The following is a 14,919-nucleotide window of genomic DNA, read 5'->3' on the forward strand; positions in this document are numbered from 1 at the left end:
CCCTACTCGCCGGGGGCGTCCCGCGACGTTTCGGAGGGATCCGACGGCGTCGGCGAGGCGTCCAGGGACTGGCGCCGGACGGCCCCGATCCTCTGGAGGACCGTGACGAGGCTGGCCACCGCGAGGATGACGAGGACCGTCAGCAGCACGCCGTCGGGCAGGCCCAGTCCCGTCAGTCCCGTGACGACGAGGACGGAGACGAGCCGCTCGGCGCGCTCGGCCACCCCCACGTTCGCCGTGAAGCCGAGCGATTCCGCCTTGGCCCGCGCATAGGAGACGAGCATGCCGAGAACGAGGCAGGCGAGGGCCGCCACGCCGATCGCTGCGTTCTGCCCGCCGGTGAAGAACCAGACGGCGACGCCGGCGAACAGCGCGCCGTCCGCGATGCGGTCGAGGGTCGAGTCGAGGAAGCTCCCCCACGGACCGCCGTGGCCCTTCAGGCGCGCCATGATCCCGTCGATCACGTCGGAGAACACGAAGAGCGTGATGAAGACCGTGCCCCAGAACAGTTGTCCGAGCGGGTAGAAGACCAGCGCGCCGCCGGCCACGCCGATGGTGCCCATGATGGTCACGGCGTCCGGCGTCACTCCCCAGCGGAGCAGGGTGCGGGCCAGCGGGGTGAAGAGCCGGGTGAAGAAGCCGCGCGCGTAGCGGTTCAGCATCAGGTGACCGGTCCCGGGGTGCCGTCGGCCGAGGGCCACGCGGACGCGACCTGCTCGCGGACCTCGCCGAGCGTCTGCGTGATGGCCTTGGTCTGCGCGATGATCGGCAGGAAGTTGCCGTCCCCGCCCCAGCGCGGCACCACGTGCTGGTGGAGGTGCGCCGCGATCCCCGCGCCGCCCGTGACGCCCTGGTTCATGCCGAGGTTGAAGCCGGACGGGTTGGACACGCCGCGGAGCACGCGCATCGCGGTCTGCGTGAGGGCAGCGATCTCGGCGGTCTCCGCCTCGTCGATGTCCGTGTAGTCGGGGACGTGCCGGTAGGGGCAGACGAGGAGGTGGCCGGCGTTGTACGGGAAGAGGTTGAGGAGCACGAAGGCGTAGGTGCCGCGGTGCACGATCAGCGACTCCTCGTCGCTCAGCTGCGGTGCGCGGCAGAACGGGCAGGTCTGCTCGGAGGTGACCTGCTCCTGGCCGCCCTTGATGTAGGCGAGGCGGTGCGGGGTCCACAGGCGCTGGAAGGCGTCGGGCACGCCCGCGAGCTCGAACCGGTCCGTGACCTCGGCGTCCCCCGGGTACCCTGTGGCAGGGCTCCCGTCCCGACTCCCCCCGGCCATCAGCGTGTTGCCTCCCTGCTGCGGACCGCCTCCACGATGCGGCGGACGGCCTCGTCCACGGGCACCTGGTTGTCCTGGCTGCCGTCACGGAACCGGAAGGAGACGGCGCCGGCTTCCTGGTCCTCGCCGCCCGCGATGAGGACGAAGGGGATCTTCTCCTTGCTCGCCGTGCGGATCTTCTTGGGGAAGCGGTCGGATCCGGCGTCCACCTGCGCCCGGATGCCCTCGGCCTTCAGCTTGTCGACGACGTCGAACAGGTAGTCGTTGAAGGCCTCGGCGACGGGGACGGCGAGCACCTGCACGGGTGCCAGCCAGGCCGGGAACGCTCCGGCGTAGTGCTCGGTGAGCACGCCCATGAAGCGCTCGATCGACCCGAACAGCGCGCGGTGGATCATCACCGGTCGCTGGCGCGAGCCGTCGGCGGCCTGGTACTCGAGCTCGAAGCGCTCGGGCAGGTTGAAGTCGAGCTGGATCGTCGACATCTGCCAGGTGCGCCCGATCGCATCGCGCGCCTGCACGGAGATCTTCGGTCCGTAGAACGCCGCTCCCCCGGGGTCGGGCACGAGCTCGAGCCCGGAGGCCTCGGCGACCTCGGCGAGCGTGCGCGTGGCCTCGTCCCAGATCTCGTCGGAACCGACCGACTTCTCCGGGTTGCGCGTGGAGAGCTCCAGGTAGAAGTCCTCGAGGCCGTAGTCCTTGAGAAGTCCGAGCACGAAGTTCAGCGTGCCCGTGAGCTCGTCCTTCATCTGCTCGCGCGTGCAGTAGATGTGGGCATCGTCCTGGGTCATCCCCCGCACGCGGGTCAGTCCGTGGATCACCCCGGACTTCTCGTACCGGTACACCGACCCGAATTCGAACAGGCGCAGCGGCAGCTCGCGGTAGGAGCGGCCGCGCGACCGGAAGATCAGGTTGTGCATGGGGCAGTTCATGGGCTTGAGGTAGTAGTCCTGCCCGGGCTTGCGCACCGTGCCGTCCTCGTTCAGCTCCTCGTCCACGTGCATCGCGGGGAACATGCCGTCGCGGTACCAGTCGAGGTGGCCCGAGACCTCGTAGAGGTGACCCTTGGTGATGTGCGGCGTGTAGACGAACTCGTATCCGGCGTCGGTGTGACGCTGGCGGGAGTAGTCCTCCATCGCCTTGCGGATGATGCCGCCCTTGGGGTGGAACACCGGCAGGCCCGAGCCGAGCTCGTCCGGGAACGAGAAGAGGTCCAGCTCCGTGCCGAGGCGGCGGTGGTCCCGGCGCTCGGCCTCGGCCAGGCGCTCCTGGTAGGCCTTCAGGGCGTCCTTCGTGGGCCACGCGGTGCCGTAGATGCGCTGCAGCTGCTTGTTCTTCTCGTTGCCGCGCCAGTAGGCGGCCGCCGATCGCGTCAGTGCGTAGGCGTTGGAGATGAGCTTGGTGTTGGGGAGGTGAGGGCCGCGGCAGAGATCCTTCCAGACGACGTCCCCGGACTTGCGGTCCACGTTGTCGTAGATGGTCAGGTCGCCGGCGCCGACCTCCACGGAGGCGCCGTCCTCCTCGGTAGCGCCCCCCTTGAGGCCGATCAGCTCCAGCTTGTAGGGCTCGTCGCTCATGGCCTCGCGGGCCTCGTCCTCGGAGACGACGCGGCGCACGAAGCGCTGGTTCGCATTGACGATCTTCAGCATCATCTTCTCGAGCTGCTTCAGCTCGTCCGGCGTGAAGGGCTCCTCGACGTCGAAGTCGAAGTAGAAGCCGTCGGTGATGTAGGGGCCGATACCGAGCTTGGCGTCGGGGCGCAGCTGCTGCACGGCCTGGGCCATGACGTGAGCGGCCGAGTGGCGCAGCACCTCGAGGCCCGCGGGGTCCTCGAGCGTGACTCCCTCGACGGACGCGCCGTCGGGCAGCTCCTGGTCGAGGTCCTTGAGGGCGCCGTCCACGCGCATGACGACGACGTCGCGTCGCTCGGCGAAGAGCTCCGTGCCGGTGGTGCCCGTCGTCGCCTGCTTCTCTTCGCCGTCGACGATGAGCTTCATGGGCTGGGGCGCTGACACGGGCAGTCTCCTTGGGGATCGGGAATAGGTGCCCGAACGGGCGCGACGGCACCCGATGAGGGCTGGGACCGCCGTCCTGATCGTATCGGGTGGGCGGAGGGCCGACCAACAAGCTCGCCGCGGCCAGGGCTCACGGCTCCCGTCGTACCCTCAGTTCGAACTCGATGAACGCCGAGATCATGGCACGGTACGTCTGCTCCACAACGGCGGGATCCACGCCCTGCCTCGACGCGTACTCGCGCACGTTGGCGATGACGCGCTCCACGCGTGCCGGGGCGCGGACCGAGGCGTCGTCGTGCTTGAGCGTGCCCGCCCGGCGGACGAGCCGTTCCCGGCGGGAGATGAGGGCGACGATCTGCTCGTCCACCTCGTCGATGGCCGCCCGGACCGCCGCCAGCTGCTTCGCGTTCTGTTCTTCGTCTGCTTCAGCCATGGCGTGAGCCTACCGGTGCACGGAATGGCGCGACGGCGATCCGCGTTGACGGATGTACGGGCGCAAGGAGCGGCCCGCGTATCGACACAGGGGACGGCGAACCCGTCCCCCGGACCTGAGGAGCACCGTGGACTACACGCCAGAAGCCGGATCCATCACCATGTTCTCCACCTCGTGGTGCGGATACTGCCGTCGACTGAAGTCGCAGCTGGACGCGCAGGGCATCGGCTACACCGAGGTCAACATCGAGGAGGTCGAGGGGACCGCGGAGCTCGTGGAGTCGCTGAACGGCGGCAACCAGACGGTGCCCACCGTGATCTTCCCGGACGGGACCACCGCGACGAACCCCTCCCTGGCGGACGTCAGGACCAGGCTCGCCGCCTAGAGTCCTCCCCGAACGCCGTCCCCGCGCTCGGGCCGTCCCCCATATGCTGGAAGCGGCGCCCGTCGGTCGGTGCGCCGCTCCCAGCGGAAGGACAGCGAGAACATGGTGCACAGAGTCCAAGGCGTCGTGGTGCGGGCGAAGGATGCCCCTGCCTCCATCGAGACCATCCTGGTACCCGATCCGGGGCCGGGCGAGGCGCTCGTCGACATCCTGACCTGCGGCGTCTGTCACACGGACCTGCACTACAAGCAGGGCGGCATCAACGACGAGTTCCCGTTCCTGCTGGGGCACGAGGCAACGGGTGTGGTCAGTGCCGTGGGCGATGACGTGACCACAGTCGCCCCGGGCGACCGGGTGATCCTCAACTGGCGCGCCGTCTGCGGCGAGTGCCGCGCCTGCCGCCGCGGCGAGCCCCAGTACTGCTTCAACACGCACAACGCCACGCAGAAGATGACCCTCGAGGACGGCACCGTCCTGTCCGCCGCACTCGGCATCGGCGCCTTCGCGGAGAAGACCCTCGTGGCGGCCGGGCAGTGCACCAGGGTGGATCCGGCGGCGGACGCCGCAGCCGTGGGCCTCCTCGGGTGCGGCGTCATGGCCGGCATCGGAGCGGCCATCAACACGGGCAACGTCTCCCGCGGAGACTCCGTCGCGGTGATCGGATGCGGCGGGGTCGGCATCGCCGCCGTCGCAGGCTCGAGGCTCGCCGGAGCCACCACCATCATCGCCGTCGACATCGACGACCGGAAGCTCGAGCTCGCGCAGGGCCTCGGCGCCACCCACGTCATCAACTCGAAGAACGAGGACCCGGTGGAGGCCATCCGCGCCCTGACCGGCGGCAACGGTGCCGACGTCGTGATCGACGCCGTCGGCCGCCCGGAGACCTACCGGCAGGCGTTCTACGCGCGCGACCTCGCGGGCACCGTGGTGCTCGTGGGCGTCCCCACCCCGGACATGACCATCGAGCTTCCGCTGCTCGACGTCTTCGGGCGCGGCGGCTCGCTGAAGTCCTCCTGGTACGGCGACTGCCTGCCCAGCCGCGACTTCCCCATGCTCGTCAGCCACTACCTGCAGGGCAACCTCGACCTCGACGCCTTCGTGACCGAGCGCATCCACCTCGACCAGGTCGAGGAAGCCTTCGAGAAGATGCACGGCGGCGCCGTCCTCCGCTCGGTGGTGGAGCTCTGATGGCCGCGCGCGTTGAACACCTCGTCACCTCGGGCACCTTCTCACTCGACGGCGGCACCTGGGACGTCGACAACAACGTGTGGATCGTGGGCGACGACGACGAGTGCGTGGTGATCGACGCCCCGCACGACGCGGCAGCCATCGTGGAGCAGGTCAACGGACGCACCGTGCGGGCGATCCTCCTGACCCACGCGCACGACGACCACATCCGGGCCGTCGCCGACCTCTTCGACGCCGTCCACGCGCCGATCTACCTGCACGACGGCGACCGGGAACTCTGGGACATGGTGTTCCCCGCGCTCAGCCCGGACCAGTCGATCAGCGACGGCGACACCATCGACGTCGCCGGCGTGACCCTGACCGCGCTGCACACGCCCGGGCACTCGCCCGGCTCGGTGTGCTATTACCTCGAGGAGGCCGGCACCGTCTTCACGGGGGACACGCTCTTCCAGGGCGGACCCGGGGCGACGGGCCGGTCCTACAGCGACTTCCCGACCATCATCGAGTCCATCCGGACCCGCCTGCTCACCCTGCCGCCGGAGACCATCGCCCGGACCGGCCACGGGGACAGCACGACGATCGCCGACGAGGCCCCGCACCTCGAGGAGTGGATCCGGCGCGGGCACTGACGGGCCGGGCTGCCGGGCAGTCCGGCGTCGCCGTCAGGCAGGGCGCGTCGGTTCCTGTTCCTCGAGGCGCACGACGGCGGCGTAGGCCGCGAGCAGTGCGGCCTCGACGTCGTCGACCGTCACGCCCGGTGCGAGGTCCTCCGCTGCGCCGGCCGTGACGGGCCGCCACGCGAGGCCGAGGTCCGCGTAGACGTCGGTGAGCACCTCCCGCAGGGGTCCCGCGTCCTCGACGACGACGACGGACGAGAACAGCCAGGCCCCTGCAACCACGCGCTGGGCGGTGCCGACGAGCTTGACGGCGGGCATGCCGTCGCGCCGTCCGTGCACGCTGAACTCTCCCGGGCAGTACTCCCCCGGCACCTCGCCCACGCCGGCCTCGAGGCCGACGCCGGAGAGTACCTCCGCGAAGAAGTCGCCGAACGCCGCGAAGCGTGCCCGCGTCCCGGCGACGGCGTCGACGGCGGGCTCGAGGTGGTCGACGATCAGGCATCCCCCGTGGTACGCGGCGGCCCGCCCCCCGGCCCTGCGGACGAGCGGTGCGAACCCGTGCGATGCCGCCGATCGGGTCGCGGCAGGGAAGCCCGGGAGCCGTGCATCACGCTGCCCGAACGCGACGGTTGGGCTCGGACGGTAGAGGCGCAGTGTCGCCGGACGGGTGCCGGCGGCGACCTCGTGCAGCAGCCCCACTCCCCGGTCGAGCTCTCCGGCCGCGTCAGCCGATACGGGGTCGACGACCAGCGCCAGCTCGGGTGCGCCCTTCCAGGGAGTGCTCATCCCTCCATCGTAGGCAGTGCAGGTGGCCACGGCGCAGGTACCCGGGCAGTCGGTGGTCAGGGCGTCGGCATCGCCGTCCAGTCGAGCCAGAGCCCCGCCTCGAGGGCGATGGCCGGCGGCACGGTGTGCGGTCCGTCGAACTCCCGGTAGACGACGTCGTACCCGCGTCGCCTGAGGGCGGGGACCACGCGCCTGCTCGTCGCGTCGATCGGCAGCACGGCGTCCTGCGTGCCGTGTGCGATGAACACGGCCGGCCGGCCGTTCTGCGGCCCCGGAGGGACGAAGCCCGGCGAGAAGGCGACCACCTTGCGGAAAAGGTCCCCGTTGGCGAGGCCGAGCCCCAGCGCGTAGGACGCCCCGTCGGAGAAACCCGTGACGCCGATGCGCCGCGGGTTCACCGGGACGAAGGAGAAGACCTCCTGGAGGGCCCTGTCGATGACGACGGTGTCCGGCCCGAATCCGCCACGGACCGCGTCCCAGGTCCCGGCTCGGGATGCAGGCGCGAGGATGACGATCCCCAGCGCCTCGGCCGCAGCGCGCAGCACGGACAGCCCGCCCTGCGCATCCCCGCCGGCACCGTGCAGCGCCACGAGGAGGGGCGCGGGTTCGTCGGTCGGCAGGCCCTCGGGGACGAAGACGATCGGGTCCCGCGACCCGGCCACGCCGAGCGCGTGCACACCGGCCGCGACGGCGGGCCCGGCACCTGAGGCGCCGGGACGTGCCGTGAGGACGGCCGGATCCTCCGCCGCGTCCCCCGGTCGTGTGCTCTCCATCGGTCCTCCTCCGCATGCCGTCTCCGCCGGAAGGAGCGGCGCGCCCGGCGGACCCGCGGCCCCTCCTGGCCTCACAGGGAGTCTAGGTTCGCCCGGGGCACGCGATCCCGGTTGCCATGGTGCGCCGAGTCGGTTAGCGGCAGGCCGGGCACGGGAGGCGGCGCGGGCCCGACCGCGGACGCGTACCGGGCACGCCGAACGGGCCGGGACGAGCCGTCGAGGGGTCGGCACCGGCCGGCCCCGCGCCGGCCGGTCCCCGCGCGACTCCCGCCTACCGGCCGCCCTCGATCCTGCGGCTGCGCTGCTCGATGCCCGGCGTGCCGTAGGGGTAGTCGCTGAAGGTCGGTGCGCTGACCTCGCCGAGGCGGGCCAGTTCCTCGGCCGTCAGCTGCAGATCGGCGGACGCGAGGTTGTCGGCAAGCTGGTCCTGTGTGCGGGCACCCAGGATCACGGACGTCACGGCGGGCTGCGCGGCCACCCAGGCCAGGGCCACGTGCGAGGCGTTGACGCCGCGCTCGCCCGCGATCCCGGTCACCGTGTCGATGATCCGCCAGGTCCGCTCCTGCGCATTGCGCTTCTCCCACGCCTCCATGCCGCGCTGCGGGTTCTCGCCGAGCCGGGTGGCGCCGGTCGGCTCGGTGTCCCGGGTGTACTTGCCGGTGAGCCAGCCGCCGCCCAGCGGGGACCACGGGAGCATGCCCATCCCGGCGTCGAGCACGGCAGGGACGATCTCCGCCTCGATCTCGCGGACGAGCAGCGAATACTGCGGCTGGAGGGTGACCGGCAGGGAGTAGCCGCGCTGGCGGGCGATCATCACGGCCTTCGTGAGCTGCCAGCCCGTGTAGTTCGAGAAACCGTAGTAGCCGATCCTGCCCTGCACCACGGCCTCGTCGAGGAAGCCGAGGGTCTCCTCGAGGGGCGTCAGCGGATCCCACGAGTGCACCTGGTACAGGTCGATGTGGTCGACGCCCAGGCGCGTGAGGGACGCGTCGAGCGCTCGGCGGAGGTGGCGGCGCGACAGGCCGAGGTCGTTGACGTCGTCGCCCATCGGGAACCTGCCCTTGGATGCCAGGACCATGCGGTCCCGCTCGGCCGGGTTCCTGGCGAGCCACCGGCCGATGATCTCCTCGGACGTGCCCGCGGTGTAGACGTCCGCGGTGTCGATCAGGTTGCCGCCCGCCGCGGCGTAGTCGGAGAGGATCGCATGCGACGCCGCCTCGTCCGACTCCGCGCCGAAGGTCATCGTGCCGAGGGCCAGGTGGGACACCGAGGTGCCGCTGTTGCCGAGTTTGCGGTACTCCATGGGTACTCCTTCGTCTGTGCGCCCGGGGGCGCCGTCGTCGGGTAGGGCTGGGCTGGTGCTCGTACCGGGGCCACGGGAAGGGGCGCCGTCTGCGGGACGGCGCCCCTTCCCAGGTCTCAGTGATCAGTCGCTGACCGTGACGCCCTTCCAGAAAGCGTAGTGACCGCGGATGTTCTCCGCGGCTTCTTTCGGCTCCGGGTAGGTCCAGGCGGCGTCCGCGTTGCGCTCGCCGTCGACCTCCAGGCTGAAGTAGGCGGCCGTCCCCTTCCAGTGGCAGACGGTCTGCTTGTCCGAGGGGACTAAGTACTCCTGCGCGATCGACTCCGGCGGGAAATAGTGGTTCCCCTCGACCTGAACGGTGTCCGCCGACTCCGCGATGACCCTGTCGTTCCACACTGCTTTGGGCATGCTTCCTCTTCCTCGGTCCCCACGGCGCGTGGGTGCGGTGACCGTTTCCGCGTGCGACGGCGGTCACACGGGGTGCAACGATCGGACACCGCGGCGCATTCCGGCGTGGCGCAGGGGTCAGAGCTTCCGGACGGTCAGGATCTGCTCGACACGGCCGAAGGGCCCCTCGAGGTCGTGCACCACGCTCGAGGTCAGACCCACCCCGTGCTCCCCGAACGTCACCCGGGTGTCGAGGCCGAGCCACTCGCCGCGCGGCATGCGGTGGAGGTGGATCTGCAGATCGACGTTGGGGTACATCCAGCTGTCGCCGCCGGGCGGCACGCGGGTCGCGATGCCGTTGGCGGCGTCCATCATCCCGACGAGCCGCACGACGTCGGGGGTAACCTGTCCGTCGACCATCGCGTGGGGATTCCTCAGCCACACCTGGCCGCGGCCCGGGCGGTGCCCGGGGACCACGCGTACCTCGAGGGACCGGATGAAACCACCCGGCCACGCCGTCATGCCCTCGTGGGGTCCGGCCTCCTCCGGTCCCGGGATGCGGGGGTCCTCGACCGCGGCCACCTCCGCGGTGTCCTGGGCGCCGAGCCGCCACGCCTTCGCGACGATCGCGGTCCGCCCGCCGGACTCCATACGGGCTTCGAGCAGCTCGATCGTGCGTCCCGGGCGGACGACGGCGGTGGTCACCCCGAACTCGCCGCCGGGGATCATGCCGAAGATGTCGAAGCTGAGGCGGCTGAGCTGCATGCCCTCGCGCGGCGCGCACTCCAGCAGGCACTGCGTGAGAAGACCGGAGATGGGAGCCATGTGCTGCTCCTCCGGGTTCCAGGCGCCCTGCGCGTGGATCGTCGAGTCGAATCTCCCGCCGCCGAGATCGCGGTAGAAAGAATCAGGCACGGAGAACTCCTTCGTCGGGGGAAGCGGGGCAGCGCCGGAGGGACTGCCGGTGCACCAGGTACCGGGCCGGCAGGATCCGGGCCGGACACCCGCCCATGCTAACGGAGCGGCGACCGCCGACAGCCCTGCAGCGGCGGTGCAGCGGGGGTGCAGCGGGGGCGCTGGGCGAGCCGCCGGAATAGACTTCCGACGGCCGGGGTTCAGTTGATTGACCGGACCACCGTCCCCCGTGGCCCAGCCGGGCGTCCACTGACCCGGCACCCAGAAGAGCTCCCTCCCGTGGAGCAGCAGAAGATCGAACCGAGCGGATCACCCATGGCCCAGAGTCCCCCGTCCCGCGTCTCCGACGCGCTCCCCATTCCCGACCCCGTCGCGCTGCCTGGCACGGCAGCGAAGCCCGGCGCCGTCACCCCTGCATCCCCGCGGCCCGCCGGCGTCCAGGGTGCCCTGCCGGCCCGCGACAAGCTCGTCATCACGCTCCTGCTCATCTCGGCCTTCGTGGTGATCCTGAACGAGACCATCATGGGTGTAGCGATCCCCCGGCTCGTCGAGGACCTCGGCATCACCGTGGGCGCCGGCCAGTGGCTGAGCACCGCGTTCATGCTGACCATGGCCGTCGTGATCCCCGTGACCGGCTTCCTGCTCCAGCGCTTCAACACCCGGCCGGTCTTCATGGCCGCCATGGGCCTGTTCAGCCTCGGCACGCTGATCGCCGCGCTCGCACCCGACTTCGCAGTCCTCGTGGTCGGACGGGTGGTCCAGGCCAGCGGCACCGCGATCATGATGCCCCTGCTCATGACCACGGTCATGACCCTCGTGCCGCCGGCCTCGCGCGGCAAGATCATGGGCAACATCTCGATCGTCATCTCCGTGGCGCCCGCGCTCGGCCCCACCATCTCGGGCGCCATCCTCAGCGTGCTGGACTGGCGCTGGATGTTCTGGCTCGTCCTGCCCATCTCGCTCGCATCCCTCGGCATCGGGGCCGCCAAGATGCAGAACGTGACGACGCCGCGCAGATCCGCGATCGACGTCGTGTCCGTCATCCTGTCCGCGCTCGCCTTCGGCGGCATCATCTACGGGCTCAGCCAGCTGGGTGAGGCCTCGACCGGTAGCGCCGTGCCCGCTTGGCTCCCGCTGGTCGTCGGCGTCGCCGCGCTCGGCCTCTTCGTCGCCCGGCAGCTCATGCTGCAGCGCCGGGACGCCGCGCTGCTCGACCTGCGGGTGTTCACCTCGCGGAACTTCACCATCTCGATCGTGGCGATCGCTGTGAGCATGATGGCGCTCTTCGGCACCATCATCCTGATCCCCATCTACGTGCAGACCGTGCTCGGGATGGACCCGCTCGTCTCCGGGCTCCTGCTCCTGCCCGGCGGCCTCGCGATGGGCCTGCTCGGTCCCGTGGTCGGGCGCATCTACGACCGCCGGGGCCCCCGGGTGCTCCTGGTCCCGGGTGCCTTCCTGGTCAGCGCGGTGTTCTGGTCCATGACCCAGGTGAGCGAGACCACGCCGGTCTGGCTGGTCCTCGTGGCGCACGTGCTCCTCAGCGTGGGCCTCGCGCTGATGTTCACCCCTCTGCTGACATCGGCGCTCGGCTCCGTCGAGCCGCCCCTGTACTCCCACGGCAGCGCCGTCTTCGGCACCGCCCAGCAGCTGGCCGGCGCCGCCGGTACGGCCCTGTTCATCTCGGTGATGACCATCCGGAGCACCGCCCTGCTGGGAGAGGGCGTGGCCCAGGAGGCCGCTCTCGCGGCCGGGATCCGTTCGGCCTTCTTGTACGGTGCGGTGATCTTCCTGCTCGCCGTCATCGCCTCGTTCTTCGTGCGGGCACCGCAGGTGGCCGCGGACTCACCCGCCCCGGTGCACTAGCAGGCCCGTGCACCGGGTGCTCGTCAGGACACCGGCTGGCGCAGCTCGATGAAGCCGTCGGCCGTCACCCGGGTCTCGTAGACGGGCTGCGGCACGGCGGCGGGTCCGCGGTAGTTCTTGCCGTCGTCGAGCCGGAACATGCTCTGGTGCCATGGGCAGGTGATGCAGCCGTCCTCGATGATGCCCTCCTCCAGGGGCCCGCCGAGGTGGTTGCAGACGCTGTCCATCGCGGTCAGCTTCCCCTCGTGCCGCAGCAGCAGGATCGGCACGCCGTCGGTGCGCACGGTGTGCCGTCCGCCCTCGACGACGTCGGTGTCCTTTGCCACGCGCGTCCAGTCCGTGGGCGCCTCGTGCCAGGCGGTGCGGTTGACGTTGACGCCGCTCGCGTAGCTCAGGTGCCCGCCCAGGAACGCACTGAACAGCATCGACCCGAGGCCTCCGAGGCCGAGCAGCACGCCGAGGGCACGCCGGTCCCTGGCCCGCGCGACGGCGGACGCGGTGTAGAGCAGCAGGGCGACGGAGTTCCCGGCGGCGTGCACGATCCCGACGCGCCGCTCCTTCTCCTGCGTGTCGGACCAGTCGTGCAGGCCCGTCATCGCCGTGGGGACGGCCGAGAGGATCCCGACGGTCACGAGGAGGTCGGCGGCCTTCCGGGAGTCCTTGCCGCCGGTGAGGTCGAGGAACGAGGCCATGCTCCAGGCGCCCGACGGGATGACGATGAGCATCGGGTGGAGGTGGTGTCCGATGGCGGTCCCGCTGAGCAGGTTCCGGATCGCCCGGGGCCGCACCGCCTTCGAGACCGCAGCGGCGATCGGGTCGGCGATCCTGTCCAGCGCCTTGGCCTGCTCGAGTCCGTCCAGCATCGCGTACACGAGGTTCATCCGTTGCTCCTTCAGATCGGGACGGCATCTCGCCGGTCCAGGGTGACCGCGGTGCCGCCCGAACCCACCGTTACAGCAGGTGGCGGGCCTGACAACCGGCCCCGACGCGACGAGGTTCCGCTTGGCGCTGCCGGGGATCGGTGCGAGAATCCCGGGGTGGCAGGCGAGGGATACCGGCTGCGCCACCGCCGGGCCTCCGACAGGTCCGCCCCCTGACCGCGAGAGGAATGCCCGTGCCCGCCGTCCCGCTGCACCTCTCCGGCCACCCGGACATCGCCCTGACCGCGGACTGCGGCAACTGCTTCGCCCTCTGCTGCTCCGCGCTGGGCTTCGAGCGGTCCACGGACTTCGCACACGACAAGCCGGCCGGGCAGGCGTGCCGGAATCTCGCCCCGGACTTCTCCTGCACCATCCATGCACGGCTGCGCGGCGAGGGCTACCGGGGGTGCACGGTCTTCGACTGCTTCGGCGCCGGCCAGCACGTGGCCCAGGACCTGTTCGACGGGCGGAGCTGGACGGCCCACCCGGAGGTACGGGCACCGATGTTCGCGGCCTTCCCGATCGTCCGGCAGCTCCACGAGGTGCTGTGGTATCTCGACGAGGCCGGGCGCCTCGGCCGGGCGTCGGCCGCCGTCCCGCACGCCGTCGGCGCCGCCGTCACGTCGCTGACGGAGGAGACGGTCGGGCTGACGCGGCTCGAGCCGGCGCAGCTCGCCGCCGTCGACCTCGCGGCGCTCCGCGGGCGGGTCGGCGAGGCCCTGAAGGACGTCAGCGTCGCGGTCCGGACTGCCGCGGGCGGCAGGGGTGTCCCCCGGCGCCTCGTCCCGGGTGCGGACCTCCTTGGCGCCGACCTCGCGGGACGGGTGCTGCAGGGGGCGAACCTGCGGGGCGCCTACCTCATCGCCGCGGACCTGACGGGCGCGGACCTCCGCTGGGTGGACCTGCTGGGCGCCGACCTCCGGGACGCCCGGCTGCAGGGCGCCGACCTCTCGCGCGCGCTGTTCCTCACCCCGATGCAGGTCGCCGCCGCCTCGGGGGACGGCCGGACCAGGCTGCCGGAGCGCATCGATCCTCCTGCCCACTGGGGCGGCTGACAGGACGCACGACGGCGGCGATGCCGGGGCGGCACGCTCCCCGGCGGGTTGCGCCCGGGGAAACGCTAAGTCGGCTTATTGTTGGATCATGAGTTTCAATGACAACGCCCGGTTCGACCCGTCCCGCGTCAGCGACCGGCGTGGGCGCGGCCGGGGCGCCGCCGTGGGCGGCGGAGTGGGCGGCGGGCTGCTCCTGATCCTCTCCCTGATCTTCGGACCCGGGGTGGTGGACCAGCTCGGGCTCAGCGAGGGCACCGGAACCGGTGTGTCTCAGGAGCAGGACAGCGGCGCGGAGCCGGCCATCAATGCCTGCCTGACCGGCGTCCAGGCCAACGAGCAGCTCGATTGCCGCATCCTCGGCACCGCGGAGAGCCTCGACAGCTTCTGGACCCCCTACCTCGAGCAGGTCGGCGTCGCCTACACCCAGCCCGGCGTCGTCCTGTTCACCGGGCAGACCGACACGGGCTGCGGCGCGGCGACGAGCGCCGTGGGCCCGTTCTACTGCCCCACCGATGAGCAGACGTACTACGACACCGCGTTCTTCGACGAGCTCGTCACGCGGTTCGGTTCGTCCAGCGGTCCGCTGGCCCAGGAGTACGTCGTGGCGCACGAGTTCGGCCACCACATCCAGAACCTGATCGGCACGCTCGGTGCCGCACAGCAGGACCCGCAGGGCGCCGAGTCCGGTGGCGTGCGCGTCGAGCTGCAGGCCGACTGCCTCGCGGGCATGTGGGCGGCGCACGCCACCTCGGTGCCCGACCCGGAGTCCGGTGAGCCGTTCCTCCGGCCCTTCTCGGACGTCGACCTCTCGGACGCGCTGTCGGCAGCATCCTCCGTGGGCGACGACCGCATCCAGGAGTCGGCGACCGGCCAGGTCAACCCCGAGGGGTGGACCCACGGCTCCAGCGCCCAGCGCCAGGCCTGGTTCTCCCAGGGGTTCCAGACGGGCGATCTCGGCTCCTGCGACACGTTCGCCGCACGCGACCTCGACACCCCCTGAAGG

At 71.1% G+C, this 14,919-nt stretch carries 16 protein-coding genes; 6 read left to right on the forward strand and 10 right to left on the reverse strand.

Going from position 1 to position 14,919, the window contains the following annotated elements; genetic code table 11:
• Nucleotides 1–2 precede the first annotated feature (2 nt).
• From pgsA to AC4D2C_RS13230, 4 genes are all read right to left on the reverse strand, one after another.
• Nucleotides 3–662 (reverse strand): phosphatidylinositol phosphate synthase, encoded by a 660-nt coding sequence (gene pgsA, locus AC4D2C_RS13215; protein WP_490915347.1) that lies wholly within the window; start codon nt 660–662, stop codon nt 3–5.
• Nucleotides 662–1,276: an HIT family protein gene (locus tag AC4D2C_RS13220; RefSeq protein WP_490915348.1), complete on the reverse strand. Its 615-nt coding sequence runs from the start codon at nt 1,274–1,276 to the stop codon at nt 662–664. Before AC4D2C_RS13220 ends, pgsA begins: the two co-directional genes overlap by 1 nt.
• On the reverse strand, nt 1,276–3,270 hold the full coding sequence (thrS, locus tag AC4D2C_RS13225; protein WP_490915546.1) for a threonine--tRNA ligase: 1,995 nt from the start codon (nt 3,268–3,270) through the stop codon (nt 1,276–1,278). Before thrS ends, AC4D2C_RS13220 begins: the two co-directional genes overlap by 1 nt.
• A 148-nt stretch (nt 3,271–3,418) precedes the next feature.
• The gene (locus AC4D2C_RS13230) at nt 3,419–3,721 is read right to left on the reverse strand and encodes a chorismate mutase (protein ID WP_490915349.1); all 303 of its coding nucleotides are present in this window, start codon (nt 3,719–3,721) and stop codon (nt 3,419–3,421) included.
• A gap of 127 nt (nt 3,722–3,848) precedes the next feature.
• On the opposite strand from AC4D2C_RS13230, the gene AC4D2C_RS13235 reads away from it, so the two are divergent.
• From AC4D2C_RS13235 to AC4D2C_RS13245, 3 genes are all read left to right on the forward strand, one after another.
• A complete protein-coding gene (locus AC4D2C_RS13235) occupies nt 3,849–4,106 on the forward strand; it encodes a mycoredoxin (RefSeq protein ID WP_334209629.1) in 258 nt (85 codons plus the stop codon).
• A gap of 102 nt (nt 4,107–4,208) precedes the next feature.
• Nucleotides 4,209–5,294, forward strand: coding sequence for an S-(hydroxymethyl)mycothiol dehydrogenase (locus AC4D2C_RS13240; protein WP_490915350.1), 1,086 nt, complete (start codon nt 4,209–4,211; stop codon nt 5,292–5,294).
• Nucleotides 5,294–5,923 carry an MBL fold metallo-hydrolase gene (locus AC4D2C_RS13245; RefSeq protein WP_490915351.1) on the forward strand — a complete coding sequence of 210 codons (630 nt, stop codon included), beginning with the start codon at nt 5,294–5,296 and terminating at the stop codon, nt 5,921–5,923. The genes AC4D2C_RS13240 and AC4D2C_RS13245 overlap by 1 nt, the downstream gene beginning before the upstream one ends.
• Nucleotides 5,924–5,956: 33 nt before the next feature.
• Here AC4D2C_RS13245 and AC4D2C_RS13250 read toward each other — a convergent pair whose 3' ends face one another.
• The 5 genes from AC4D2C_RS13250 to AC4D2C_RS13270 all read right to left on the reverse strand — a co-directional run bounded on the left by AC4D2C_RS13250 (nt 5,957) and on the right by AC4D2C_RS13270 (nt 10,075).
• Nucleotides 5,957–6,697 carry a lipoate--protein ligase family protein gene (locus AC4D2C_RS13250; protein WP_490915352.1) on the reverse strand — a complete coding sequence of 247 codons (741 nt, stop codon included), beginning with the start codon at nt 6,695–6,697 and terminating at the stop codon, nt 5,957–5,959.
• Between the two features lie 56 nt (nt 6,698–6,753).
• Entirely contained in the window at nt 6,754–7,470 is a 717-nt protein-coding gene (locus AC4D2C_RS13255) for an alpha/beta hydrolase (protein WP_490915353.1), read from the reverse strand.
• A gap of 271 nt (nt 7,471–7,741) precedes the next feature.
• Nucleotides 7,742–8,773 (reverse strand): aldo/keto reductase, encoded by a 1,032-nt coding sequence (locus AC4D2C_RS13260; RefSeq protein WP_490906211.1) that lies wholly within the window; start codon nt 8,771–8,773, stop codon nt 7,742–7,744.
• Nucleotides 8,774–8,896: 123 nt separating this feature from the next.
• A complete protein-coding gene (locus tag AC4D2C_RS13265; RefSeq protein WP_490915354.1) occupies nt 8,897–9,181 on the reverse strand; it encodes a DUF427 domain-containing protein in 285 nt (94 codons plus the stop codon).
• Between the two features lie 117 nt (nt 9,182–9,298).
• Nucleotides 9,299–10,075, reverse strand: a complete 777-nt coding sequence (locus AC4D2C_RS13270) for a thioesterase family protein (protein WP_490915355.1) — start codon at nt 10,073–10,075, stop codon at nt 9,299–9,301.
• 315 nt (nt 10,076–10,390) lie between these two features.
• Here AC4D2C_RS13270 and AC4D2C_RS13275 point away from each other — a divergent pair, with 315 nt between their 5' ends.
• Complete coding sequence (locus AC4D2C_RS13275; protein WP_490915356.1) at nt 10,391–11,941, forward strand: MDR family MFS transporter; 1,551 nt, start codon at nt 10,391–10,393, stop codon at nt 11,939–11,941.
• A gap of 23 nt (nt 11,942–11,964) precedes the next feature.
• On the opposite strand, the gene AC4D2C_RS13280 is transcribed toward AC4D2C_RS13275, so the two are convergent.
• The gene (locus tag AC4D2C_RS13280; protein ID WP_490915357.1) at nt 11,965–12,822 is read right to left on the reverse strand and encodes a Rieske (2Fe-2S) protein; all 858 of its coding nucleotides are present in this window, start codon (nt 12,820–12,822) and stop codon (nt 11,965–11,967) included.
• 227 nt (nt 12,823–13,049) lie between these two features.
• Here AC4D2C_RS13280 and AC4D2C_RS13285 point away from each other — a divergent pair, with 227 nt between their 5' ends.
• Both AC4D2C_RS13285 and ypfJ read left to right on the forward strand, forming a co-directional pair.
• Nucleotides 13,050–13,916 carry a pentapeptide repeat-containing protein gene (locus AC4D2C_RS13285; RefSeq protein ID WP_490915358.1) on the forward strand — a complete coding sequence of 289 codons (867 nt, stop codon included), beginning with the start codon at nt 13,050–13,052 and terminating at the stop codon, nt 13,914–13,916.
• Between the two features lie 88 nt (nt 13,917–14,004).
• Complete coding sequence (gene ypfJ / locus AC4D2C_RS13290; protein WP_490915359.1) at nt 14,005–14,916, forward strand: KPN_02809 family neutral zinc metallopeptidase; 912 nt, start codon at nt 14,005–14,007, stop codon at nt 14,914–14,916.
• The last annotated feature ends 3 nt before the right edge of the window (nt 14,917–14,919 follow it).

The sequence above is a fragment of the Arthrobacter sp. TJ-240 genome (assembly GCF_058269195.1).